Origin of the sequence: Aeromicrobium sp. Leaf245 (assembly GCF_942548115.1) — a bacterium.
In the GTDB taxonomy this organism is placed as follows: Bacteria; Actinomycetota; Actinomycetes; order Propionibacteriales; family Nocardioidaceae; genus Aeromicrobium.
In genome coordinates this window covers 3,424,390-3,448,535 of record NZ_OW824151.1, presented here as the reverse complement: position 1 = coordinate 3,448,535, position 24,146 = coordinate 3,424,390, and the positions used below count along the sequence as shown (strand labels likewise).

Sequence of the window (24,146 nt, the reverse complement as noted above, 5' to 3'; positions counted from 1 at the left end):
GCCTCAGGAGGTCGCGCGGCTGCGGCGGCGCTTGGCGCGGGCGATCAGCTCGGTCTGCACGTCGCGCTCGGTCGCGTGGCGGGTCCACGTGCCGTCGGCGCCGAGGTGCCAGGAGCTGGTGGCGTCGTCGGCCATCCTGGCGAGCAGGTCACCGAGCGTCTGCACGTGCTCGGCACTGGGCACCCGCACCAGCACCTCGACACGGCGGTCGAGGTTGCGGTGCATGAGGTCGGCCGACCCGATCCAGGCCTCGGGGCTTCCGCCACCGGCGAACCAGTAGACCCGGCTGTGCTCCAGGTAGCGCCCGAGCACGCTGCGCACCTCGATGTTGTCGCTCAGCCCCGGTACGCCCGGTCGGAGCGTGCAGATGCCGCGCACGACGAGTCGCACGGGGACGCCGGCGCTCGACGCCTGGTACAGACCGTCGATGACGCCCTCGTCGACGAGGGAGTTCACCTTGAACGAGATCCCGGCAGGCCGTCCGGCCCGGTGGTGCTCGATCTCGCGACCGATGTGCTCCAGCAGGCCCTCGCGCAGGCCGGACGGGGCCACCATGAGGCTGCGGTACTCGCTCTGGTGGGCGAACCCCGAGAGGGCGTTGAACAGCTCGAGCAGGTCGTTGGTGATGTCGGGGTCGCTCGTCAGCAGCCCGAAGTCCTCGTAGAGGCGGGCGGTCTTGGGGTTGTAGTTGCCCGTGCCGAGGTGGGCGTAGCGGCGCAGCCCGTCGGGCTCGTCGCGCACCACGAGCGCCAGCTTGCAGTGCGTCTTCAGCCCCACCAGGCCGTAGACGACGTGGCAGCCGGCGCGCTCCAGCTTGCGGGCCCAGCGGATGTTGGCCTGCTCGTCGAAGCGGGCCTTGATCTCCACGAGCACGAGCACCTGCTTGCCCGCACGGGCCGCGTCGACGAGGGAGTCGATGATGGGGGAGTCGCCCGACGTGCGGTAGAGGGTCTGCTTGATGGCGAGCACGTGCGGGTCGGCGGCGGCCTGCTCGATGAAGCGCTGCACGCTCGTGGCGAAGGAGTCGTACGGGTGGTGCACGAGCACGTCGCGGCGACGCAGCGTGCCGAAGAGGTCGGCGGGGCTCGCGGTCTCGACCTCCGCCAGGTGCTCGTGGGTGCCCGGGACGAACGGGTCGAACTTCAGCTCGGGACGGTCGAGGTCGGCGATCTCGCCCAGGCTGCGCAGGTCGAGCGGACCCTGGAGACGGAACACCTCGTCCTGCCTGATGCCCAGCTCGGAGACGAGCAGGTCGAGCACCTCGGCGTCGATCGTCTCCTCGACCTCCAGCCGCACGGGCGGGCCGAAGCGGCGCCGCAGCAGCTCCTTCTCGAGCGCCTTGAGCAGGTTCTCGGCGTCGTCCTCCTCGACCTCGAGGTCCTCGTTGCGGGTCACGCGGAACGCGTGGTGGGCCACGATCTCCATGCCGGGGAACAGCAGGTCCAGGTGGGCGGCGATGACGTCCTCGAGGGGGACGTGGCGACCGTCGCTCGTCGGCATCCAGCGGTCGATGATCGGCGGGACCTTGACGCGCGCGAAGTGCTGCTTGCCGGTCTCGGGGTTGCGCAGCACCAGGGCGAGGTTCAGCGAGAGGCCGGAGATGTAGGGGAAGGGGTGGGCCGGGTCGACCGCCAGCGGCGTGAGCACCGGGAAGACCCGGTCGCGGTAGGTGGCGCTGACGTCGGCGCGCTCGCTCGGCGTCAGGTCGTCCCAGCGGACGAGGGCGATGCCCGCCTCGGCGAGCGCCGGCACGACGTCGGACGCGAAGGCGCGTGCCTGCTCGATCATCAGGCCGTGGCTGGCCTCGAGGCTGCTGGCGAGCACGTCCTTGGGGTGGAAGCCGCTGGCCGAGGGCACGGCCACGCCGGCGGCGATGCGGCGCTTGAGGCCGGCGATGCGCACCATGAAGAACTCGTCGAGGTTGCTGGCGAAGATCGACAGGAAGCGCACGCGCTCGAGCAGGGGCAGCGAGGCGTCGTCGGCGAGCTCGAGCACCCGGGCGTTGAACGCGATCCACGACAGCTCTCGGTCGAGGAAGCGGTCCGCGGGCAGCTCGCCGTCGGCGGGGTCGAACGGCGGGTCGACGTCGAACTCGTCGGGTGATGCGGGTGTCTCGACCGCGGGGAGGTCCAGATCGGTGGTGTCCACACGTCGAGTGTCGCAAGCCCAGGTGAACAGTGCTTGAACGACGACGTGTGCCGGGCTCGACGGACGCCGACGTCGCGGCGGACACGGGGGTCATGGACCGACGTGGGGCGCTATGGTGCGCGCATGGTGTCGACGACGAAGCTGCTGGCGCTGGTGCAGGCCAAGGGCGCCCAAGGCCTCTTCTCCCTCCCCACGCCGGTGATCAGGCGGCTCGCCGGTCGGCCCCGCACCGTCGAGGGCCGCACGCTCGATCCGGAGATGCAGCTCCTCCTGCGGATCATGGGCCTGCAGGGCCCCGCCGTGGAGACCCTGTCGATCACCCGCGGCCGTCGCATGTACACCGAGGCCTTCCAGATGCTCGGCGGCGCCCAGCCGATCGGTGCGGTCACCGACCGCACCATCGACGGCCCCGGCGGACCGCTGGCCCTGCGCTTCTACACGCCCCGAGGACTCAGCGGCCGGTCGCCGGCGCTCGTGTACCTGCACGGCGGCGGCTGGGTCTACGGCGACCTCGACGCCTACGACGCCGTCTGCCGGTTCCTGGCCGAGGAGGCGCAGGTGCGGGTCGTCTCCGTCGACTACCGCCTGGCGCCGGAGGCGCAGTTCCCGGCCGGCTTCGAGGACGCGTGGGCTGCCTGGCGCTGGGTCACCGAGCACGCCACCGGCCTCGGCATCGAGCCGTCCGCCATCGCCGTGGGCGGCGACAGTGCCGGCGGCAACCTCTCGGCCCTCGTGGCGCAGCACGCCGCCCGCACCGACGACGTGGTCGCCCCGGCCTTCCAGCTGCTGATCTACCCGGCCACCGACTTCGTGGAGGAGCTCCCCAGCCGGACGCTCCTCGGCGAGGGGTACCTGCTCACGAAGGCCTTCATGGACCTGTGCTCCGACAGCTACCTGGCCGGTGACGAGGACCGGGCCGACGCGCGACTGTCCCCGCTGCGCCAGGACGCCACCGGAGCGGCACCCGCCTACGTCGTGACGGCGGGCTTCGACCCGCTGCGCGACGAGGGCACCGCGTACGTGGAGCACCTGCGGGCCGCCGGCGTCACGGTGGAGCACGTGGAGGAGCGCGGGCTCATCCACGGCTTCGCGAACATGGTGGGCATCGGTCGTTCCGCGCCGCGGGCCATGCGCCGGGCCGCCGCCGCGCTGCAGCGCGGTCTCAGCTGACGTCGGCGCCGCTCACGCGCGGGCGTAGAGCGTGTCGCGTGCGTGCTCGACGAAGCCGAGCCGACGGTAGACGGTGAGGGCGGCGTCGTTGTCGCCCTCGACGTAGAGGTCGACGGTCCGCAGGCCCCGTTCGTGCAGGTGGCGCAGACCGCGCGCGGTGAGGGCGGTGCCGAGCCCGCGGCCGTGCGCGGCCGGGTCGACCCCCACGACGTAGACCTCGCCGGTGTCCCCCTCGACCTTGGTCCAGTGGAAGCCGACGACCTCGCCCCGCTCGTCCTCCGCGACGAACAGGCCTGCGGGGTCGAACCACGGCTCGGCAGCGCGCCGCTCGAAGTCGGCGCGGTCCATGGCGCCCTGCTCGGGGTGGTGGGCGAACGCGCGCCCGTTCACCGCGACGACCGCGTCGGTGTCGTCGGGACGGAAGCCGCGCAGCGTGACGCCCTCGATCGCCCGCTCCTGGGGGGCCTGCTCGCCGAGCACGAGACGCAGGACCAGCAGGGTGCGCTCGGGCGTGAACCCGGCCGAGGCGGCCAGCGCCTGTGCGGCGGGCAGGTCGCCGTGCGCCCAGAGCCGACGTTCCCCGCGGTCGACCAGCTGGTCCAGGAGCGCCCGGCCGATGCCCTGGCGGCGGTGGTCGGGATGCACCACCAGCTCGGCGGGTGCGTCGGAGAAGGCGACCGCGGCCGCCACCTCGTCGCGCTCCAGCAGCACGCGGGGCTCGTCGCCCTCCCGCAGCGCGATGCGGGTCGCCTCGTTGAGGGGCTCCACGCCGTCGACGTCGGTGGCGGCACGGGCGAGGTCGGACAGGCTCATGCCTCCATGATGACGCGGGGTGCGAGACCCCGCGGCGCACCGGGTCCGTGGTCGGCGCGCCGCGGGGGTCAGCCGCGGTGCAGGTCGGCGAGCCGACGCAGCTGGTGGCCGACCTCGGCCGCCACCGCGCTCGCGAGCGCCTCCGGCGTGTCGTCCGCCGGCTCCGGCACCACGTGGTGCACGGTGCCGAGCTCGTGCAGGTCGAGCGCCGAGACGCGCTGCTGCTCGGCCATCTCGGGCGCGTGGTCGACGTCGCCGTGCACGATCGCGCTCGCACCCTCGGGCGGCAGGGGCGACAGCCACGCGTTCTCGGTGGCCACCACGACGTCGGCCGGCAGGAGCGCGAGCGCGCCGCCACCGCAGCCCTGGCCCAGCAGCACCGACACCGACGGGACGGTGAGGGTCGACATCGAGGCGATGCAGCGGGCGATCTCGCCGGCGATCGATCCTTCCTCGGCCTCGGGGGAGAGCTCGGCGCCCGGCGTGTCGATGACGGAGACGAGCGGCAGGCCCAGCTCCTGGGCCAGACGCATCCCGCGCCGTGCCTCGCGCAGCGCTGCCGGCCCCATGGGGTTGGCGGGCGTCTGGGTGGTGCGGTCCTGGCCGACCACGACGCACGGGACGCCGTCCAGGCGCGCCAGGGACACGAGCATCGCGCTGTCACGCTCGCCCTCGTCGGTTCCCTGCAGCCGCACGGTGGCGTCGCTGCCGTGCCGGAGCAGGTGGCGCACCCCGGCGCGTCCCTCGCCGCGGGTGAGCTCGATGGACTCCCACGTGCTCAGGCGACGTTCGGCGTCGGGCTCGCGACCCGGGCGGCGGTCCCGCGTGGACTCCGTTGCGGCGTCCACCAGGATGCCGAGGGCGCGGTCGACGACCATCGGCAGCTCGTCGTGCAGCACGACCTCGTCGATGATGCCCCGCTCGGCCAGGTTCTCGCTGACCTGGACGCCGGCCGGGAACGGCCGACCCTCCAGCAGCTCGTAGACCTTGGGCCCGAGGAAGCCGACGAGGGCGCCGGGCTCGGCCACCGTGACGTGCCCGAGCGAGCCCCACGAGGCGAACACGCCGCCGGTGGTGGGGTGCCGCAGGTGCACGAGGTAGGGCAGACCGGCCGCGCGGTGGTCCATGATCGCTCGGGAGATGTCGACCATGTGCACGAACGCGGGCGTGCCCTCCTGCATGCGGGTGCCGCCCGAGGCCGTGGAGGCGAGCAGGGGCAGGCCCTCGGCCGTGGCCCGGCGGACGGCGCTCGTGATGCGCTGGGCGGCGGCTCGACCGATGGATCCGGCGAGGAAGCCGAACTCGTTGAGCACGAAGGCCACGGGCCGGCCCTTCACGAGGCCCCGCCCGGTGATCACGGACTCGTCGGTGCCGGCCCGTGCCGCGGCCTTCTCGACCGCGGCGCGGTACTCGGGGGAGTAGCCCGAGACGTCGATCGGCTCGTCCCAGGACTCGTGGGACCCGGGGTCGAGCACGAGCTCCACCAGGTCGTGGGCGCCGATCCGCCCACCGCTCTGACGCTCGGTCATCGTTCTCCTTCGTCGATCCAGCGACGGACGGAGCCGCCGTGCTGGTCCAGCGTGGGGGGTGCCTGGTGGTCGGTGCGGGTCGTCTCGACCCCGCCGCCGTCGAAGAACCGCAACGGCGGACCCGGCAGCGTCACGCTACCCAGGGTCGCGTGCTCGACGTCGACGAGGAGCCCTTGGCTGTGGGTCTGGTCCCAGGCGTAGACCTCGTCGAGGGTGCGCACCTTGCCGGCGGGGATGCCGACCTCGGCGAGCCGCGCGAGCAGGTCCTCGGCCTTCCAGTCGGCGAAGACCTGCTCGACCAGCTCGACGACCTCCTCGCGACGGGCGACCCGCTCGGGGTTCGTCGCGAAGCCCTCGAGGTCGGGGTCGACGTCGAAGCCGGCGCAGAAGTCGTGCCAGAGGCCCTCGCTCCCGACGGCGATCTGCACGGCTCCGTCGGCGCAGCGGAACAGGCCGTACGGTGAGATGGACGCGTGGTGGTTGCCCTGCGCCCGGCCGACGGTGCCCGCGACGGTCCAGCGGGTCCCCTGGAAGCCATGGACGCCGACCGTGGCGGCGAGCAGCGACGTGCGCACCACCTGGCCGCGACCGGTCCGCTCCCGCTCGTGCAGCGCGGTCATGACGCCGTAGGCGCCGTACATGCCGGCCAGGATGTCCGAGATCGGGGTGCCGACCTTCTGGGGGTCGTCCGGCGAGGAGCCCGTGATGGACATCAGCCCGGCCTCGCCCTGGGCGATCTGGTCGTAGCCGGAGCGGCCCCCCTCGGGCCCGTCGTGCCCGAAGCCCGTGATCGAGAGCACCACGAGGCGGGGGTTGCGCTCGCAGAGGCCGTCGAGGCCGAGCCCGAGACGCTCGAGCACGCCCGTGCGGAAGTTCTCGACCAGCACGTCGGCGCGGTCGACCAGCGCGAGGAAGACGTCGCGGTCGGCCTCGTCCTTGAGGTTGAGCGCCACCGACTCCTTGTTGCGGTTGGCCGACAGGAAGTAGGTCGACTCGCGCTGCACGTCGGGGTCGGCCTCGTCGGCCGTGCCGACGTGCCCGTCGGCGTGGGGCCAGCGGAAGGGGGGACCCCATCCGCGGGTGTCGTCGCCGTGGCCGGGGGCCTCGATCTTGACCACGCGGGCGCCGAGGTCGCCCAGCATCATCGTGGCGTGCGGCCCGGCGAGAGCGCGGGAGAGGTCGACGACCAGCAGGTCCGAGAGCGGTCCGGAGCTCGTCATGTCAGGCCCCCCATCCCGGCAGCACGAGCGCGGCCCAGACGAGCAGCGGACCCACCAGCACCACGATCACGCTGTAGGTCAGGATCTGCTTGTAGTAGACCTGCTCGGTCACGGTGTCCGGCCGGTTCGCGAGCATGAGCGCGCCGTTCGTGGAGAACGGGCTCACGTCGACGATGGTCGAGCTGATGGCCAGGGCCGCGATGAACATGGCCGGGTGGATGCCGCCGTCGACGATGAGCGGGATGGCGATCGGCACGATCACGGGCAGCAGCGCGGTGGAGGACGCGAACGCCGAGACCACGCCGCCGACGTAGCAGAGGATCAGGGCGCCGATGGCCACGGCGCCGAGGCCGGCGGCCCAGCCACCGACGTACTCCGGCGAGCCGGCCTGCGTGAGGATCGCGGCGTACGTGCTGACACCGGCCACGAGCAGGACGGTCGGCCAGGCGATCTGGCTGACGGCGCCCTTGTGCTCCTGTGCCGACAGCATGGCGAGGATGACGGCGGCGGTGATGGCCACGAAGCCGATGTTCTTGTCGAAGGCGAGGGCCACGACGGCCACGCCCACGAAGGCGACGAGCGTGAGCACCTGGTCGGTGCGGACGCCCGTCGCGGCGGTGCCGGTGGGGGCGTCGACGCCGTAGCCGCGGGCGGTCACCTTCGCGCCACCGGTGTGCAGGTCGGCGGTCAGGGTGTCGTCGTCGCCGGGCTCGATGCGCTGCGACATGAGGCGGCGACCGCCGAGGGCGAAGAACAGGATGGCGGCCATGACCAGGTTGACCACGAGGCTGGCGAGGAACACCGTCATCTCGCTGACGGGCAGGCCGTTCTCGCGCATGACCGAGTTGGTGATGGTGCCGTAGATGCTGATGGGGGAGAAGCCGCCGCCCTGGGCGCCGTGCACGACGAACATGCCCATCATGAGCGGGCTGATCTTGTACTTGCCGGCGAAGCCGAGCGCGATGGGGCCGATGATGGCGCAGGCCGCGGGGCTCGCTGCGCCGATGGACGTCAGGAGCGCGGTGACCGCGAACATGACCCACGGGATCAGCGCGACGCGCCCGCCGACCGCCTTCACGGCGGTGGTGACGATGAGGTCGACGGTGCCGTTGTTCTTCGCGATCGCGAAGAGGTAGGTGACGCCGATCAGGGTGAGGATCAGGTCGCCGCTCACTCCGGCGAGGATCTCCTTCTCGTCGAGGTCGAGCGCGTACATGCCGACGAGCCACGCGGCCACGTAGGCCAGGGCTCCCATGTTGATCGGCAGCAGCGTGCCGATGACGAACAGCGCGACGAGCGCGATGATCGCGATGAGTTCCGGTCCCATGGCGGGAGCCTCCTGTGCAGTCGTGACGAGGGCCGTGTGACGGGAGTCACCCCCGATGGATCAGTGGCCTAGCCAATAGTCATCTGAGCCGATTGTCAATACCCTGGCTCCATGGCTTCCCCGAACGACGGCCTCCGACCGGTCGCGCGCCCCCGCCTCTACGAGCAGGTGGCCGAGCAGATCGCCACGTGGGTCGCCGACAACGGGCTCGGCGCCGGCGACCGTCTCCCGCCCGAGCGCGACCTCGCCACGCGCCTCGGCGTCAGCCGCGCCACGGTCAGCCAGGCGCTCGTCGCGCTCGAGGTCGTCGGCGCCGTCACGGTGCGCCACGGCGACGGCGCGATCCTCACGGGGGGCTCCGGGGTCCGGCGCATCACCGAGGCGATCCGCGAGCACGCCCAGCGGCTGCCCGACGTCATCGACGCCCGCGACGCGCTCGAGACCAAGATCGCCGCGCTCGCCGCGCAGCGCCGCAGCGACGCCGACGCCGACGCCATCGACGCCGCGCTCGACGGCATGGAGGCCGACATCGACGCCGGCGGTCGCGGCGTCGCCGGCGACGAGCAGTTCCACGCCGCCGTCACCGCCGCCGCGCACTCGACGTTGCTGGCCCGCATGATGGCCGAGATCAGCGAGCTCGTGCTCGAGACCCGCATCGAGTCCCTCGGCCAGCCCGGCCGGCCCCGCGACTCGCTCGCCGCCCACCGACGGATCGCGGCCGCCATCCGCGCCGGCGACGCCGACGAGGCGGCGCGAGCCATGCACGACCACGTCGAGCAGGTCAGCGACGTCGCGATCCTGCGCGAACCACCCGCGTGAGCGCGGGGGAGGTCGCCGCGATCGTCGCGGCGGGCTTCGGTGCGGGCATCGCCACCGCGTCGATCGGCGTGGCGTCCCTGGTGAGCTTCCCGGTCCTCGTGGCGCTCGGCGTCCCGCCCGTCACGGCCAACGCCTCCAACACCGTGGGACTGGTGCCGGCCGGGCTCAGCGGGTCCTTCGGCTACCGCCGCGAGCTCTCCCTGCACCCTCGCGTGACCGCGACCGTGCTCGGGCTCAGCGGCCTGTTCGCCGTGGTCGGCGCGCTCCTGCTCCTGCGGCTCCCCTCCTCGGTGTTCGAGTCGGCCGTGCCCTGGCTCATCCTCTTCGCCTGCTCGCTGGTGGCCACGCAGCCGCTCATCTCGCGACGGGTCCGGTCCCGGCGGGGCCCCGACCACGTGACCGGCCCGCCGCGGGTGGGCGCCGGCGTGGGGCTCGGCACCGCGGCGTGCGGGGTCTACGGCGGCTACTTCGGCGCCGGGCAGGGCGTCATGATGATCGCCGTGCTGGCCTTCGGGCTGGAGCTGCCGATGGCCGTGATCAGCGCACTGCGCACGGGCGCGATCCTCGCGTCCAACCTCGTCGCGACCGCGATCTTCGTCTTCGTCGCACCCCTGGACTGGACCGTCGTGCTCCTGCTCGGGGCCGGGTCCGTCGGCGGCGGCTACGTCGGGTCGATCATCGGTCGACGCCTGCCCGACCTGGTCCTGCGTGCGCTCGTCGTGGCATCCGGCGTCACCGTGGCCGCCCTGATGCTGCGGGGCTGACCTGCGGCGCGTCGTGGTCCGTCAGGCGCGGGCGCCTGGACCCGGGACCCTCGAGGCGGCCTGTGAGGGACGCTCCTCGGTGTCGGGGGTGGTGGCGACGAAGCGGTAGCCGACGTTGCGCACGGTGCCGATGAGCGTCTCGTGCTCGGTGCCCAGCTTGGCGCGGAGTCGACGCACGTGGACGTCGACCGTGCGCGTGCCGCCGAAGTAGTCGTAGCCCCACACCTCCTGCAGCAGCTGCTGGCGGGTGAACACCCGGCCGGGGTGCTGGGCGAGGAACTTGAGCAGCTCGAACTCCTTGAAGGTGAGGTCGAGCGTGCGGTTCTCGAGCTTGGCGGTGTAGGTGGCCTCGTCGACGACCAGGCCGCTGGAGGCGATGAGGTGGGAGTCGTCGTCGCCGTCCTGGCCGGCGGCCACGCGTCCCATGGCGAGGCGGAGGCGTGCCTCCAGCTCGGCAGGTCCTGCCGTGGTGAGGATGACGTCGTCCATGCCCCAGTCCGAGGCGGCGACCGCGAGGCCGCCCTCGGTGAGGATCAGCACGAGCGGGCACTCGATGCCGGTCGTGCGGATGACTCGGGTGAGGCTGCGCACCTGGGCGAGGTCGTGGCGACCGTCGACGAGGACCGCGTCGGACGGTGGCGCGTCGATCAGCGCGCTCGCCTCGGCGGGGAGGATCTTGACGTGGTGGGGCAGCAGCGCGAGCGCGGGCAGCACCTCCACCGAGGACTGGGTGCTCTTGGTCAGGAGCAAGAGGTGCGACACGAGGTCCCTCCGTCGTTCCGCCGCGGGCGCGGTGCCCGCCGCTCGCAGGTGGTACCGGTCCGGAGCGTCACCCCGAGGGGACCGCCTGCGTCAGTGCTTCTGTGCTGTTGCTGTTGCTGGTGCTGCGTGCGTGCTGGTGGTGCTGGTTATGACAAGAGGCCAGGTGATGTCACCGTGGCCTCGTCGCATGGTCGAGAATAGTGCATGTGTCGGACGAATCACCAGAAGGTGTCGCGGAAGAGAACGACGTCACACTCGCCGCTGCGAGCGGTCGTGACGGCGTCACGGTGCGCTACTGGGCTGCCGCGCGTGCCGCCGCGGGCGTCGAGACGGAGACCGTCGTCGGCGCCACGCTGGCCGAGGTCGAGGCCGCCGTGGTGCGACGACGACCGGGGGACCGGCGCTTCTCCGACGTCCTGGGCATCTGCTCCGTGCTCGTCGGCGAGGTACCGGTCGGGGGTCGCGACCACGCCGACGTCGCGCTCGAGCCGGGGTCGCTGGTCGAGTTCCTGCCCCCCTTCGCCGGTGGCTGAACCGGCCGCGGGGCACCGGCCGGTTTGGCATCATGCTGTGGTGCCCCGCCTCGTGTCGTCGCTGCTGTCGACCGCGCTCGCGGGGCTGCTCGCTCTCGCCGTGACCACGGGCGAGCTGTGGCTGGTCGCCGCCGGCGTCCTGCTCGTCCAGGTCCTGGTGGCCGCGGCCCCACCCTCGGCGGGCCTGGAGCAGGTCCGTTCGGGCTCGTTCGTGCCGGTCGCGGCCGGCAGCCTGGTGGCCACCGGTCTGGCCCTCGACCCGAGCCTGCTCGCCGGGACCTCCGGCACGCGGGCGGCCCGCGACGCGCTCCTGTCGTCCGGCGTCCTCGCGGGCGTCCTCGCCGGGGTGGCGGTCGTGGTGGCCCTCGCCTGGTTCACCCAGATGCTGCGCCGCGACGGCCGGGAGCACCTCGTCCGCTCCGCCGCCGCGACGGTGACGCTCGGCGTCCTGGCCACGCTGGCTGCCGGCTGGGTGGCCGCAGCGCGGGCGTCCCTGTCGACCGACGTGGTCCTCATGGCCGGCGTCGGGCTGTCGGTCGCCGTGCTCGTCTGGGCCGCGCCGGGCGACCGCGTGGTGCTCGCGTCGGTGGCCGTCCTGGCCGGGGCCGGTGCGGGAGCGGCCGTCCCCCTCGTCGTCGACGGGTCCGGCACGTGGGTCCTCGGCACGGCCGTCGGCGCGGGTGCGGCGCTGTGCGCCCTGCTGGGCCAGGTGGTCGGCCGTGCCTGGACCGCCGGTGGGACGACCTCGGGGCCGGAGCTGTGGGTGTTCCCGGCGGCGCTCTCGGTGGCCCTGGCGGCTCCGGTGGCGCACCTGGGCGCCCAGCTCGCGGTCCTCGTGGTCTGATCCGGACGTGGTCCGTCCACGTAGCCTGGGCGGGTGACCGGTGCCCTCGTCCTCGTCGCCGCCCTGGTGGCCACGGCCCTGCTCGCCCTCGTGATGCAGCGGCGCAACGGCCGGTTCACGAGCCGTCCCGCGGCCGCCACGGAGGGCACCGCCGACCCGGTCGAGCCCGGTGGGTCGGGCGAGCTCGCGGACGTCCCGCGCGTCACGGCCGACGAGATCGGTGCGGCGCTGGGCGACCGGCTCACGCTCGTCCAGTTCTCCAGCGCCTTCTGCAGCCCGTGCCGTGCCACCCGGGCCCTGCTCACCGACGTCGTCTCGACCCGGGCCGACGTCGCGCACGTGGAGGTCGACGCGGAGTCCCACCTCGACCTGGTCCGACGGCTGAACATCCTGCGCACGCCCACCGTGCTCGTCGTCGATGCCGACGGCGTGGTGCTGAGCCGCGCGTCCGGTCTCCCGCGTCGGGACCAGGTGGTGGCGGTCCTCGACGCCTGAGGCGCCTCGCGCCGGCGGGACCCACGTCCCTCGGCAGGCTTGTCCATTCTGTGAGACGACTGTCCGTCATGCGAGACAGAAAGCAGGGTTGCAGCCGCTCGCGGCCTACGCTGGTCCCATGACCGGCTCGACGAACCTGACGCGGCGCCTCGCGGTGGACCACTGCCGCACGCGCTCCGCGCTCTGTCGTCCTCGCTGATCGACCGCGAGCACACACCCGCGGTCACGAGCCGACCTGTCCCGGCCGACGTCGACCTCTGCGGTCGCGCGCGCCAACCTCCTCCAGGAGTTCCTGATGTCACGTCCCACGCACGTGGACCCGCGCGGCCAACGCTTCGCCGCGGCGATCACGTCGGTCGTGCTGGCGCTGGCCCTGGTCCTGCCGACCTCGGCCGCCGTCGTCCTGCTCGCCGCACAGGGCCTCGTGTTCGCGATCGGCGCGAGCGGTCACCTGCACCGTTCGCCGTACGCGGTCGCCTTCGCACGGCTCGTCCGACCGCGCATCGGCCCGCCGGCCGAGCCCGAGGACGCCCGCCCTCCGCGGTTCGCGCAGACGGTCGGCCTCGCGTTCGTGGCCGTCGCCCTCGTGGGCTTCGTCTCCGGAGCGGACGCCGTGGGCTACGCGGCCACGGCTCTCGCCCTCGTGGCCGCGCTCCTCAACGCCGCCGTCGGCTTCTGCCTCGGCTGCGAGCTCTACCTGCTCGCGCGTCGCGCCACCGCGTCGCGCCAGCCCGCCTGACCACCACCCACCCCGACCACACAGCCCCATCCCCACGCCCAGTGGGTCAACACACGGAGGTATCACCATGAGCCGCGACACCGCGCTCGTCACCGCAGACTGGGTCGAGGAGCACCTCGACGACCCCAAGGTCGTCCTCATCGAGGTCGACGAGGACGCCGAGGCCTACGACAAGGGCCACATCCCCGGCGCCATCAAGCTGGACTGGAAGAAGGACCTCCAGGACGGCGTGCGCCACGACTTCATCTCCAAGGAGAAGCTCGAGGAGCTGCTCTCGAGGAAGGGCGTCGCCAACGACGACACCGTCGTCTTCTACGGCGGCAACAACAACTGGTTCGCCGCGTACGCCTACTGGTACCTGACCTACTACGGCCACGAGAACCTCCGTCTGCTCGACGGTGGCCGCAAGAAGTGGGAGCTCGACAGCCGCGAGCTGAGCGCCGACGTCCCGGACCGCCCGGCCACCACGTACACCGCACAGGAGCCGGACGAGTCCGTGCGCGCCTACCGCGACGAGGTCATCGAGGCGATCGGCACGAAGAACCTCATCGACGTCCGCAGCCCCGACGAGTTCGCCGGACGCCTGCTCGCCCCGGCGCACCTGCCGCAGGAGGCCGCGCAGATCGCCGGTCACATCCCCACGGCCGGCAACGTCCCGTGGAGCAAGGCCGCCAACGACGACGGCACCTTCAAGAAGGACGAGGAGCTCAAGGAGCTCTACGCCCAGGCCGGCCTCGACGAGGGCAAGGACACCATCGCGTACTGCCGCATCGGTGAGCGCAGCTCGCACACGTGGTTCGTGCTCAACGAGATCCTCGGCTACCCGAACGTCAAGAACTACGACGGCTCGTGGAGCGAGTACGGCTCGTTGCGGGGCGTCCCCGTGGCGATCGGCGACGAGCGCGGGGAGGCCTGACATGTGCGGAGCGATCAAGGGCGGACCCAGCCTCGAGGGTGTCGACGTCGCGAACCAGGCCGTCATCCAGGGCGTCGTCGTCCGCGGTGACGAGCCGGTCGGCAACGCCTACGTGCGTCTTCTCGACCGCACCGGCGAGTTCACCGCCGAGGTCCCGACCTCGGCGACCGGCCAGTTCCGGTTCTTCGCCGGCCCCGGCGAGTGGACGCTGCGCACGCTCGCGCCGCGCTCGGAGGCCGTCGATCTCGCGGTCGCGGCCGCGGTCGGCGTGGTCGCCGACGTGGTCGTCGACATCGACCGGGTGCCCGTGCACGTCTGAGTCACGCACCACGGCTCGACCCGAGAGACCCCGGACCTGCCGGTCCGGGGTTTTTCGCGTCCTCGGGCGTGACCTTCCGGCACCGAGCGTCGTTCTACCGTCGAGCACGCTCCTCCACGGGGCCGCGTGCGCGTGGGATCCGTCACCGCCTGGGAGTGTCATGAAGAAGATCGTCGCGACTCTGGTCGCCTCCGCGCTGGCCGCGTTCGCCCTCGTGGCAGCGGTCCCTCCCGCCTCGGCGGCCGGCCTCGCCTCGGCCGACGCGCCCTACCCGCCCACCGTCTGCGACCTGCAGCTGTCGAAGACGCGGGTCGCCCCCGGTGAGACGTTCACCGCGACGGTCACGGCGGACCAGCCCACGATCATCACGGTCAGCTACGAGGACCAGTCGTTCAGCGAGGACGACACGACGAAGCTCGTGGCGACCTTCACGGCACCGGCCGCCTCCAGCACCCGGAGCACCCAGGTCGTCGCGACGTGCGGCGACCTCGGCGCCGTGAGCGCCGAGGTGCTCGTCGTGGTCGGTGGTGGCGACGACGGCGACGCCGCGGCCGACGCGGACGCCGACGCCGGCGACGCGGCCGGCATCCTGCCCGGCACCGGTGGCACCGACCTCTGGCTGCTGGTGCTCGGTGCACTGCTCGTGCTCGCCGGCATCGGCGCCGTGGTCCAACGCCGCCGCAGCAGCTGACCCGTCGTGGCGTCGCCACGCTTCCTGCCCGAGCGGTACGACCGGGCAGGGTGGGTCCGGCTGGGTCTGGCCGTGACGGGAGCGGTGCTCACGGTCTGCGTCGTGGTCCTGGCCTGGCAGGGGGTGCGCGCAGCGATCCTGCTGTCGCGGGCGAGCGACCAGTCCCAGCTGCTCCTGGCCCAGGTGGCGCAGGGCGACGCGGACGGTGCGCGGCAGACGTCGGCGGTCCTGACCGACGTCGCGGGCCGCGCGCACGCCTCGACGGATGGTCCGTTGTGGGCGGTGTTCTCCCACGTCCCGATCGTCGGTGACGACGTCGACGCCGTGCGCGTGGTCGCGCGCGAGGTCGACCGGGTCGCCACCCAGGCCGTGCCCACTATCGTCGACGTCACCGCCCAGGTGGGGCTCGACGCGTTCTCGCCGCGCGACGGACGGGTCGACATCGCGAACCTCGAGGCCGTGGCACCGCGCCTGGCCGGCCCGCGCGAGGCCCTCGAGCGCGCTGCACGCGGCGTGGGCGAGATCGAGCCGCAGAAGGTCGCGGGCCGGCTCCAGGCGCCGGTCCGCCGCCTGCAGGGCTCCCTGACCAGCGCCGCGTCGGCCGCACGCGTCGCGGACACCGCGGCCGCGCTGCTGCCGGAGATGCTGGGCGGGAGCGAGCGCCGCCGCTACCTCCTGCTCATCCAGAACAACGCCGAGATCCGCTCGCTCGGCGGCATCCCGGGATCGTTCGCCGTCATCGAGGCCGATCGCGGCAAGGTGCGCATGCGCACGCAGGGCTCGGCCATCGACGTGCCACCGAACGACAGGCCGCGTCTGACGGTGCCGGAGGACCAGCTCGGTGCCGTGCCGGTGACCGCCGCGACGGACCTGCGCAACACGACCGCCGTGCCCGACTTCCCCGAGGCCGCGGCCTTCGCGAGCTCCCTCGTGGGCGAGGAGCTCGACACGCGCTTCGACGGCGTCGTGTCCGTCGACCCGGTGACGCTGGGCTACCTCCTGCAGGGGCTCGGGCCGGTGACGCTCGAGGACGGCACGCGGCTCACGGCCGAGAACGCCGTCGACGAGCTGCTCAACGGCGTCTACCGCCGCTACGCCACCGACCTGCTCGGGCAGGACGCCGTGTTCGAGGACGCCGCCCGCCGCATCTTCGACGCGTTCGTGGACGGGCAGGGCGCCACCCAGCCCGTGCTCGAGGCCCTCGTGCAGGCCAGCGTCGACAACCGGGTCCTCGTGTGGTCGGCCGACGAGTCCGAGCAGCGCCGCATCCGTTCCACGGGCGTCGCGGGTGCGCTCCCGCAGACGCGGGACCGGGCCCACGTGGGCGTGTACGTCGACGACAGCAAGGGCGCGAAGCTGCAGTACTACCTCGACGCGTCGTCCACGCTGCGCTCCGTGCGGTGCGTCGACGACCGGGCGCAGGTGCTCACGCTGCGCACCACGCTCACCTCCACGGTCCCCGACACCGCGCTCCCGATCTCCATCACGGGGCTCGAGCTCCCGGGACTGCGTCCGGGGGACCAGCGGCTCTCCGTGCGGGTCGTGGCACCGGCCGGCGGCGTGTTCGAGCGCGTGCGGCTGGCCGACGTCGAGCGGACACCGTCGGGCGGGCGGATCGGCGACCGTCGGGTGACGGTCGTCCCCGTGACCCTGCGACCCGGGGAGTCGGTCGACCTGGAGGTCCAGGTGCGCACGGGCGAGGGGCAGACGAGCGACGCGGTGCTCACGACCACGCCCGGCATCGAGGCCGGCGCGAACGACGTCCGGGTCCGCTCGGCCTGCGGCTGAGCCGGCGCGTCAGCCGATCTGGTCCTCGTCGGCGAGCTGGTCGTCGGGGTACTTCTCCAGGTACTCGTCCATGCGGTCCTCGCGCAGCGCGGTGAACAGCTCGGCGTTCTTGGCCTCGTCGAGCCTGACGATGCTGCCGACGACCGGGATGGTCTCGGTGGTGGCCACCGGAGCCGTGAGGAACGTGACGTCGTCGGACCCGGTGCCGCGCAGCGAGAGCGCGAGCGCACGCATGTCGCCCGGGTCCCAGCCGGCGTCGACGGTGAGGTTCTTGGTGACCGCGGTGAGGGTGCGGGTCAGCTTGATGGGGTTGCTCATGGTGTCGCGCGCGAGCATCTTCTTCATGAGCGACCGCAGGAAGTTCTGCTGGCGGGCGATGCGGTCGAAGTCGCCGCGGAGCAGGCCGTAGCGCGTGCGCACGTAGGCGAGGGCCTTCTTGCCCTCGAGGGTCTGCTCGCCGGCCTCCCACTGGACCTTCTGCTTGGGGTCGTAGAACGGCCGGGGGATGTAGACGGGCACGCCGCCGACGGCCTTGGAGAGGCTCTTGAAGCCGTCCCAGTCGATGATCGCGAGGTGCCGCATGCGCAGGTCGGTGAGGTTCTCGACGGTCGAGATCGCACCGTTCGGGCCGAACTCCGCGAAGGCGTCGTTGATCTTCTGCGTCGACTGCTTGGTGCCGGTCTCGTCGTAGATGTCGGTGTAGGTGTCACGCGGGATCGAGACGAGGTAGACCTTCTTCCGGTCCGACGTGATGTGCGCGATCATCAACGTGTCGCTGCGGTACTTGCCGGCCGGCCACGACCCGGAGGCGGCGTCCTCGGCCAGCGTCGTGTCCTCGGCGCCCTCGACCTTCTTGCCCTTGTCGGAGCCCAGCAGCAGGATGTTGAGCGCCTTGCCCTTGTCGGGATCGGGGCGGTCGGCTTCCTTCAGCTTGTTCTCGACCCGACCGACGTTGCCCAGCTGGGCGTTGAGGTAGTAGGCGTACGCGGTGCCCGTGCCGAGGACGAGGACGAGGGCGCCGACGACACCCACGACCAGCTTGCGGTGCCGGCGGTGGAAGGGGACGCCGCCGGCGCGACGCTTGCCCTTGACTTCGCGGCGCGCTCGCTTCTCGCGACGCGACATGGCACTCCCGTTCGATGTTCTGGTGGGGTCAGGACGACGGCGCCGGGGCACGTTCGCCGACGCCGATTCGAGAATCCTACGTCCTTCACCTGAAAGGACGGTCAGAATGCGAAGGCGCTACAGCTCGAGCAGGACGGTGAACGGCCCGTCGTTGACCGAGCGGACCTGCATGTCGGCACCGAAGCGGCCGGTGGGGACCGTCGTGCCCAGGGCCCGCAGGGCGGCACAGAACTCGTCGTACAGCGGCTCGGCCACGGCGCCCGGTGCGGCGGCCGTCCACGTGGGACGCCGCCCCTTGCGCGCGTCGCCGTAGAGCGTGAACTGGCTGACGACGAGGACCGCGCCGCCGGTGTCGGCGACCGAGACCTCGTCGTGCAGGATGCGCAGGCCGTGCACCTTCCGCGCGAGCGCGTCGGCCTTCTGCACGGTGTCGTCGTGGGTGACGCCGAGCAGCACGAGGAGATGGTCGGCGTCCGCGTCGGTGCCGCCCACGGAGCCGACGACCTCGCCGTCGACGACGACCGAGGCCTCGCTCACCCGCTGGACGACCGCACGCACGTCGGCAGGTTAGCGCGCGTCGATACGATGGACCCCATGGCCTTCGAGATCCCCGCCGACCTCCACCCCGACGTCGCGCCCCTGGCCTGGTTGCTCGGAACCTGGCACGGCAACGGGCGTGGCGACTACCCGACGATCGAGCCCTACTCCTTCGAGCAGGACGTCGTGCTCGCCCACGACACCCGGCCCTTCCTGCACTACTTCAGCCGGTCGTGGGTCACCGACGAGTCCGGCGAGCGCATCGGCCCCGGCGACCTCGAGACCGGCTTCCTGAGGCCTGCCGGTCTCGTGGAGGGCGGCAAGGGCATCAACGTCGAGCTGGTCCTCGCCCACCCCACCGGGTACGCCGAGGTCTGGTACGGCGTCGCCGAGGGACCCCGCATCACGCTCGCGACCGACATCGTCGCCCGCACCCAGTCGGCGGCGGAGTACACCGCCGGCCAGCGCATGTACGGCCTGGTCGACGGCTCGCTCATGTACGCGATCGACAAGGCCGCCGAGGGCCAGACCATGCAGTCGCACCTGTGGGGGAAGCTCGCCCGTGTCTGAGCCGCAGCCCGACCCCGCCGCCGCGGACGACCTCGCCCCGGCGCGGCGCCGCAGCCCCCTGCTCGACCTCGAGGGTGCCGTCGAGGCCGACCGCCCCGACCACGGCGTCGCGGCCCACTACGGCGAGCTCACCGTCGAGCAACGTCGTCTCGAGAAGGGCGACGGCTTCGTCGACCTCTCGCACCGGGACGTGCTGACGGTCACCGGCCCCGACCGGCTCACCTGGCTGCACTCGCTCACGACCCAGCACCTCGAGCGGCTCGAGCCCGGGCTGGCCACCGAGGGGCTCGTGCTCACCCCTCAGGGCCGCATCGAGCACGCGTTCGAGGGCGTCGACGACGGCACCACCTTCTGGGCGCACACCGAGCCCGGCGCCGGCGCGGCGCTCGTCACGTTCCTGGACCGCATGCGGTTCATGACGCGGGTCGAGGTCGCCGACGTCACCGCCACCCACGCCGTCGTGGGGCTGCACGCCGCCGAGCAGGACGGCGGGGGCGCGCGATGGGCCATCGAGCCGCGCGACACGGTGGCCTCGTGGCCCCAGCGGTACGGCCGCCCGGCAGGCACGTGGGCCTGGGAGGCCCTGCGCATCGCATCCGGGACGCCACGCTTTGGCGTCGACACCGACGACCGCACGATCCCCAACGAGGTCGGGCTGCTCGAGCGGGCCGTCCACCTCGACAAGGGTTGCTACCGGGGCCAGGAGACCGTCGCCCGCGTGCACAACCTGGGCCGGCCGCCGCGTCGGCTGGTCCTGCTGCACCTCGACGGCTCGCCCGACCGGCTGCCCGCACCCGGCAGCGCCGTGGAGCGCTCCGACGAGCCGGGCAAGGCGGTCGGCGTGCTCGGGTCGCGCGCCCTGCACCACGAGCTCGGTCCCATCGGTCTGGCCCTCGTCAAGCGCTCGGTCCCGGTCGACGCCGCGCTGGTCGTCGACGGTGTGGCCGCAGGACAGGAGCCCGTGGTCGACCCCGAGGTGGGGCTGCACGTCCGACCGCGGTCGGGCCCCTGAGGTGGGCGCCCGTCCCGAGCGCAGTCGGTGGAGCATCCTCGCGGTGTGCACGGCCAACGTGTGTCGTTCGCCCCTCATGGAGCTGCTCCTGAAGGAACGACTCGACCCGTCCACCTTCGAGGTCGCCAGCGCCGGGGTGATGGGCTGGCGCGACGCGCCCGTCGACAGCATGGTGCGCCTCGAGCTCGCCCGGCTCGAGATCGACGGCTCCGACTTCCGTTCGCAGCCGCTGGAGGTGCGCCACGTCCGGGGCGCCGACCTCGTGCTGACCGCCACCAAGGAGCACCGGTCCGCCGTGCTGGAGCTCGACCCCGGTGCCCTGCGCAAGACCTTCACGCTGCTCGAGTTCGCGGCGCTCGTCGAGGGGCACGAGGCGACGCAGCTGCCCGAGCTCGTCGCCGACGCGGCCCGCCGCCGCAGCACGGGACCGGCGCGCGCCGACGTGCCGGACCCCTTCCGGCGCTCACCGGCGGTGCACCGCAGCACGGCCGACCTGATCGACGACGCGACGGCGTCGATCGCGCGCACGCTGTCGCTGCTGCAGCCGGCCTGACGCCGGCGACATAGTCAGCGCCGACGTCGGCGCGAGGACTTCCCCTGGGCGTACTCGTACCCGTAGCCGTAGCGGCCGGCGGCCCGGCGGGGCGTCATGGAGAGCACGCTGCCGAACAGCTTCGCGCCGACCGTGTCGAGCCGGTCGACCGCGGCTCGCACCTGGTCGTGCCCGGTGCGTCCGTGGCGCACCACGAGCAGCGCGCCGTCGGCGAGCAGCGACAGGATCGCGGCGTCGGCGACCGGCAGGAGGGGCGGTGCGTCGATCAGCACGACGTCGTAGCGCTGGCGCAGGTCGGCGACGAGGCGCTCCATGGCACCGGTCTGCACGATCTCGGCCGGGTTCGGCGGACGGGCGCCGCTCGCGAGGACGTCGAGCCCGGGGACCTCGGTCTCCTGCAAGGCCTCGTCGAGGTCGACACGGCCCACCAGCACCGTCGTCAGGCCGACGGTGCTCTCCAGGCCGAACGACTCCGCGAGCTGGGGCCGGCGCAGGTCGCCCTCGACCAGCGCGACCCGCAGGCCCGACTGCGCGAGGGCGATGGCGAGGTTGCAGGCGGTGGTCGTCTTGCCCTCGGCCTCGACGGCACTGGTGACGGCCACGACGGTGCGGTCGTGGTCGACGTCGACGAACTGCAGGTTGGTGCGCAGGATGCGCACCGCCTCGGCGCGAGGGTGCTGAGGGGACAGCGAGGTGAGCAGGGGGGAGTCGTGCGCGGCCCGGTCGTGCGCGATCGCGCCCAGCACGGGTGAGCCGGTGGCCGCCTCGAGGTCGTCGGTGGTGGCGATGCCCCGGTCGGTCGACTGGCGCCACCGAGCCACGGCGAGGCCGATCAGCAGGCCCGCGAGCAGCCCGCCGAGCAGGTAGGGCCACCGCGTCGGCTCCACGGGCGAGGCGGAGCCCGAGCCCGGGTCGATCACGAGCGTGGTCTCGCGCTGTGCGGCGTCGAGGTCCTCCTGCTTCGTGGCGAGCCAGGTGGTGAACTCCTCGGCGACCTGTCCGGCGGCCTCGCGTGCGTCGGCCAGGCTGTCGTCGCGCACGGTGACCTTCAGGATCGTGCTGTCGCCGACCACGCCGGAGGTGACGTCGTCGCGGGGGATCGGCGTGGTGCCGAGCGCCTCGCCGGCGCGGCCCACGAGCGCGGGTCCGCCCAGGATCCGGCCGTACGACTCGAGCGTCCGGGCCGAGAGCGTGCGGGCGGGCACCTCCTCGGTGCCGACGGGCGGCTCGACGAGGACCTCGGCCGAGGCCTCGTAGCGCGGTGTGATGCCGGACACGAGCAGCTGCCCCGCCACGGCACCGAGCACGCCGAGGACCACGACCAGGATCCACCGCGAGCCGAGGGAACGGCGGGTGGTCGGCGTCGGCATCGCGCACCGTCTCCTTGCTGGCTGGGGGATGGGCGGGCCTGCTGAGGGTCCTTCTCGGGTCGCCGGGATTGGTCTCGGGGGCACCGGTACGGAACACTATCGCTTGCACCCTGCGTCACGACGGGGTTCCCCCGTCTCGCAGTCAGCACCAGGAGTCCCATGAACGACGACGTACCCGCGCCCGCGACCCCCGACGACACCGTCCCCGGCGAGCCTGCTCCCGGCGGCACCGGTCCCGTCGAGGCCGGCCCTGTCGAGGCGAGCCCTGTCGAGACCAGCCCTGCGGACACCGTGGTCGAGTCGGCCCCCGACCAGCCGGTCGCGCCGACTCGGCCGTTCTCCGACCTCGGTCTCGACGACGAGCTCGTGCAGGTCCTCGAGCGCCTCGGCTACGAGACCCCCACCCCGATCCAGGAGGCGGCCGTGCCGGCCCTCCTGGCCGGTCGTGACGTCGTCGGTCTCGCCCAGACCGGTACCGGCAAGACGGCCGCGTTCGCCCTGCCGATCCTGCAGAAGATCGACCCCGACCGTGCTTCCACCCAGGCGCTGGTGCTGGCTCCCACCCGTGAGCTCGCGCTCCAGGTGTGCGAGGCCATGACGTCGTACACGCCCAAGGGGCGTCGGATCCGGGTGCTGCCCGTGTACGGCGGCCAGGGCTACGGCGCCCAGCTGGCGGGCCTCGAGCGCGGCGCCCACGTCGTCGTCGGCACGCCCGGCCGCGTGATGGACCACCTCGACCGCGGCAGCCTCGACCTCACCGGTCTCGACCACCTCGTCCTCGACGAGGCCGACGAGATGCTGGCGATGGGGTTCGCCGAGGACGTGGAGCGGATCCTCGCCGACACCCCCGAGTACAAGCAGGTGGCACTGTTCTCGGCCACGATGCCGCCGGCGATCCGACGCCTGGCCAAGCGCTACCTCCACGACCCGGCCGACATCGCGACGCCGCAGGCGCGCTCCTCCACAAGCACGGTGCGCCAGCGCTGGATCCCGGTCTCGCACCACGCGAAGCTCGACGCGCTCACGCGCCTGCTGGAGGTCGAGAGCGGCGACGGGATGATCATCTTCGTCCGCACCAAGTCGGCCACCGAGGAGCTCGCCGAGCGCCTGCGGACGCGCGGCTTCTCGGCTGCCGCCATCAACGGCGACCTCGCCCAGGCCCAGCGCGAGCGCACGGTCAACGCCCTCAAGTCGGGTGCGCTCGACATCCTGGTGGCCACCGACGTCGCGGCCCGCGGGCTCGACGTCGACCGCATCACCCACGTGGTCAACTACGACATCCCGCACGACCCCGAGGCCTACGTGCACCGGGTCGGCCGCACCGGGCGCGCCGGACGCAGCGGCGAGGCGATCCTCTTCGTCACCCCCCGTGAGCGCCGTCTGCTGTCGGCCATCGAGAAGGTCTCGGGTCGCGCCGTCGAGGAGACGGGCGTGCCGAGCGTCGACGAGGTGAACGCCCGCCGGACGGCCAAGTTCGCCCAGGCCATCACCGACAGCATGGGCTCGCCCCAGTTCCACGCGTTCCGCGGCCTGGTCGAGGACTACGTGCGCGAGCACGACGTCGAGATGCTCGACGTCGCCGCCGCCCTGGCCGTCATGAGCACCGACGACAAGGAGTTCTTCCTGCGCCCCGACCCGCCCAAGGCGGCGCGGCGCGAGCGCCCCGAGCGTCCGGCACGCGACACGAGCGACCGCGGACCGCGTCCCTCGAAGGACGGGTGGACGCCGTACCGGATCGCGGTGGGCAAGCGCCACAAGGTCTCGCCCTCGATGATCGTGGGCGCCCTGGCCAACGAGGGAGGGCTGCGGCGCGCCGACTTCGGGAAGATCACGATCGGCGTCGACCACGCCGTCGTCGAGCTCCCGCAGGACCTGCCGGACGCGGTCTTCGAGGCGCTCTCGGACACCCGGATCTCCGGCCGGCGGATCGACCTGAAGCGCGACGGCGGCCCGCAGGGCCGCAGCCACGGCGGCGGGCGCGACGACCGTGCGGGCGGCTACCGCTCGAAGGGCGGACCGCCCGGCAAGGGCGCGAAGGACAAGTACCGCAAGCCTCGCCACCCCAAGGGCTGACGACGGCCACGGCCTTCCGAGAGGACGAG

At 72.8% G+C, this 24,146-nt stretch carries 24 protein-coding genes; 15 read left to right on the top strand and 9 right to left on the bottom strand.

Annotated elements, in window-relative coordinates; translation table 11 throughout:
• Window positions 1-3: 3 nt before the first annotated feature.
• Window positions 4-2,148: an RNA degradosome polyphosphate kinase gene (locus tag NBW76_RS16765; protein ID WP_156364686.1), complete on the bottom strand. Its 2,145-nt coding sequence runs from the start codon at window positions 2,146-2,148 to the stop codon at window positions 4-6.
• 123 nt (window positions 2,149-2,271) lie between these two features.
• Here NBW76_RS16765 and NBW76_RS16760 point away from each other — a divergent pair, with 123 nt between their 5' ends.
• Window positions 2,272-3,318 carry an alpha/beta hydrolase gene (locus tag NBW76_RS16760; RefSeq protein WP_056552898.1) on the top strand — a complete coding sequence of 349 codons (1,047 nt, stop codon included), beginning with the start codon at window positions 2,272-2,274 and terminating at the stop codon, window positions 3,316-3,318.
• A 12-nt stretch (window positions 3,319-3,330) separates the two neighbouring features.
• Here NBW76_RS16760 and mshD read toward each other — a convergent pair whose 3' ends face one another.
• The 4 genes from mshD to NBW76_RS16740 form a co-directional block, all read right to left on the bottom strand.
• Window positions 3,331-4,131 (bottom strand): mycothiol synthase, encoded by an 801-nt coding sequence (mshD, locus tag NBW76_RS16755; protein WP_055970102.1) that lies wholly within the window; start codon window positions 4,129-4,131, stop codon window positions 3,331-3,333.
• Window positions 4,132-4,199: 68 nt separating this feature from the next.
• On the bottom strand, window positions 4,200-5,660 hold the full coding sequence (locus NBW76_RS16750; protein WP_055970099.1) for a carboxyl transferase domain-containing protein: 1,461 nt from the start codon (window positions 5,658-5,660) through the stop codon (window positions 4,200-4,202).
• Entirely contained in the window at window positions 5,657-6,880 is a 1,224-nt protein-coding gene (locus tag NBW76_RS16745) for a CaiB/BaiF CoA-transferase family protein (RefSeq protein ID WP_056552895.1), read from the bottom strand. The genes NBW76_RS16750 and NBW76_RS16745 overlap by 4 nt, the downstream gene beginning before the upstream one ends.
• A gap of 1 nt (window position 6,881) precedes the next feature.
• On the bottom strand, window positions 6,882-8,207 hold the full coding sequence (locus tag NBW76_RS16740; protein WP_055970093.1) for an SLC13 family permease: 1,326 nt from the start codon (window positions 8,205-8,207) through the stop codon (window positions 6,882-6,884).
• A 111-nt stretch (window positions 8,208-8,318) separates the two neighbouring features.
• Between NBW76_RS16740 and NBW76_RS16735 the strand changes: the two genes are divergently transcribed.
• Both NBW76_RS16735 and NBW76_RS16730 read left to right on the top strand, forming a co-directional pair.
• Window positions 8,319-9,026, top strand: a complete 708-nt coding sequence (locus NBW76_RS16735) for a FadR/GntR family transcriptional regulator (RefSeq protein ID WP_055970090.1) — start codon at window positions 8,319-8,321, stop codon at window positions 9,024-9,026.
• Complete coding sequence (locus NBW76_RS16730) at window positions 9,023-9,790, top strand: sulfite exporter TauE/SafE family protein (RefSeq protein WP_056552893.1); 768 nt, start codon at window positions 9,023-9,025, stop codon at window positions 9,788-9,790. The genes NBW76_RS16735 and NBW76_RS16730 overlap by 4 nt, the downstream gene beginning before the upstream one ends.
• A gap of 21 nt (window positions 9,791-9,811) precedes the next feature.
• Here the strand turns inward: NBW76_RS16730 and NBW76_RS16725 are convergent, their stop codons facing one another.
• Entirely contained in the window at window positions 9,812-10,552 is a 741-nt protein-coding gene (locus NBW76_RS16725) for a response regulator transcription factor (RefSeq protein WP_055970084.1), read from the bottom strand.
• A 287-nt stretch (window positions 10,553-10,839) separates the two neighbouring features.
• Between NBW76_RS16725 and NBW76_RS16720 the strand changes: the two genes are divergently transcribed.
• The 8 genes from NBW76_RS16720 to NBW76_RS16685 all read left to right on the top strand — a co-directional run bounded on the left by NBW76_RS16720 (window position 10,840) and on the right by NBW76_RS16685 (window position 16,877).
• Window positions 10,840-11,085 carry a MoaD/ThiS family protein gene (locus NBW76_RS16720; protein WP_056552890.1) on the top strand — a complete coding sequence of 82 codons (246 nt, stop codon included), beginning with the start codon at window positions 10,840-10,842 and terminating at the stop codon, window positions 11,083-11,085.
• A 40-nt stretch (window positions 11,086-11,125) separates the two neighbouring features.
• Entirely contained in the window at window positions 11,126-11,929 is an 804-nt protein-coding gene (locus NBW76_RS16715) for a hypothetical protein (RefSeq protein ID WP_156364685.1), read from the top strand.
• A gap of 33 nt (window positions 11,930-11,962) precedes the next feature.
• Window positions 11,963-12,424, top strand: a complete 462-nt coding sequence (locus NBW76_RS16710; protein WP_056552884.1) for a thioredoxin family protein — start codon at window positions 11,963-11,965, stop codon at window positions 12,422-12,424.
• Window positions 12,425-12,719: 295 nt separating this feature from the next.
• Window positions 12,720-13,163 (top strand): DUF4395 domain-containing protein, encoded by a 444-nt coding sequence (locus NBW76_RS16705; RefSeq protein ID WP_056552881.1) that lies wholly within the window; start codon window positions 12,720-12,722, stop codon window positions 13,161-13,163.
• 67 nt (window positions 13,164-13,230) lie between these two features.
• The gene (locus tag NBW76_RS16700; protein ID WP_055970071.1) at window positions 13,231-14,079 is read left to right on the top strand and encodes a sulfurtransferase; all 849 of its coding nucleotides are present in this window, start codon (window positions 13,231-13,233) and stop codon (window positions 14,077-14,079) included.
• 1 nt (window position 14,080) lies between these two features.
• Entirely contained in the window at window positions 14,081-14,398 is a 318-nt protein-coding gene (locus NBW76_RS16695) for a DUF1416 domain-containing protein (protein ID WP_055970068.1), read from the top strand.
• Between the two features lie 160 nt (window positions 14,399-14,558).
• The gene (locus NBW76_RS16690) at window positions 14,559-15,089 is read left to right on the top strand and encodes an LPXTG cell wall anchor domain-containing protein (protein ID WP_055970065.1); all 531 of its coding nucleotides are present in this window, start codon (window positions 14,559-14,561) and stop codon (window positions 15,087-15,089) included.
• A gap of 6 nt (window positions 15,090-15,095) precedes the next feature.
• Window positions 15,096-16,877, top strand: coding sequence for a DUF4012 domain-containing protein (locus NBW76_RS16685; RefSeq protein WP_056552878.1), 1,782 nt, complete (start codon window positions 15,096-15,098; stop codon window positions 16,875-16,877).
• A gap of 9 nt (window positions 16,878-16,886) precedes the next feature.
• Here NBW76_RS16685 and NBW76_RS16680 read toward each other — a convergent pair whose 3' ends face one another.
• Together NBW76_RS16680 and dtd are read right to left on the bottom strand one after the other, a co-directional pair.
• Window positions 16,887-18,002 (bottom strand): LCP family protein, encoded by a 1,116-nt coding sequence (locus tag NBW76_RS16680; RefSeq protein ID WP_055970059.1) that lies wholly within the window; start codon window positions 18,000-18,002, stop codon window positions 16,887-16,889.
• A 117-nt stretch (window positions 18,003-18,119) separates the two neighbouring features.
• Window positions 18,120-18,560: a D-aminoacyl-tRNA deacylase gene (gene dtd / locus NBW76_RS16675; RefSeq protein WP_056552875.1), complete on the bottom strand. Its 441-nt coding sequence runs from the start codon at window positions 18,558-18,560 to the stop codon at window positions 18,120-18,122.
• Between the two features lie 36 nt (window positions 18,561-18,596).
• Between dtd and NBW76_RS16670 the strand changes: the two genes are divergently transcribed.
• The 3 genes from NBW76_RS16670 to NBW76_RS16660 are packed head-to-tail and all read left to right on the top strand — an operon-like array spanning window position 18,597 to window position 20,674.
• The gene (locus NBW76_RS16670; RefSeq protein ID WP_056553017.1) at window positions 18,597-19,109 is read left to right on the top strand and encodes an FABP family protein; all 513 of its coding nucleotides are present in this window, start codon (window positions 18,597-18,599) and stop codon (window positions 19,107-19,109) included.
• Entirely contained in the window at window positions 19,102-20,121 is a 1,020-nt protein-coding gene (locus NBW76_RS16665) for a folate-binding protein YgfZ (protein ID WP_200914343.1), read from the top strand. Before NBW76_RS16670 ends, NBW76_RS16665 begins: the two co-directional genes overlap by 8 nt.
• Window positions 20,048-20,674 carry a hypothetical protein gene (locus tag NBW76_RS16660; protein WP_371876621.1) on the top strand — a complete coding sequence of 209 codons (627 nt, stop codon included), beginning with the start codon at window positions 20,048-20,050 and terminating at the stop codon, window positions 20,672-20,674. The genes NBW76_RS16665 and NBW76_RS16660 overlap by 74 nt, the downstream gene beginning before the upstream one ends.
• A gap of 14 nt (window positions 20,675-20,688) precedes the next feature.
• Here NBW76_RS16660 and NBW76_RS16655 read toward each other — a convergent pair whose 3' ends face one another.
• On the bottom strand, window positions 20,689-22,044 hold the full coding sequence (locus NBW76_RS16655; protein ID WP_055970049.1) for a CpsD/CapB family tyrosine-protein kinase: 1,356 nt from the start codon (window positions 22,042-22,044) through the stop codon (window positions 20,689-20,691).
• Between the two features lie 159 nt (window positions 22,045-22,203).
• On the opposite strand from NBW76_RS16655, the gene NBW76_RS16650 reads away from it, so the two are divergent.
• The gene (locus NBW76_RS16650; protein WP_082481428.1) at window positions 22,204-24,117 is read left to right on the top strand and encodes a DEAD/DEAH box helicase; all 1,914 of its coding nucleotides are present in this window, start codon (window positions 22,204-22,206) and stop codon (window positions 24,115-24,117) included.
• Window positions 24,118-24,146: the final 29 nt, after the last annotated feature.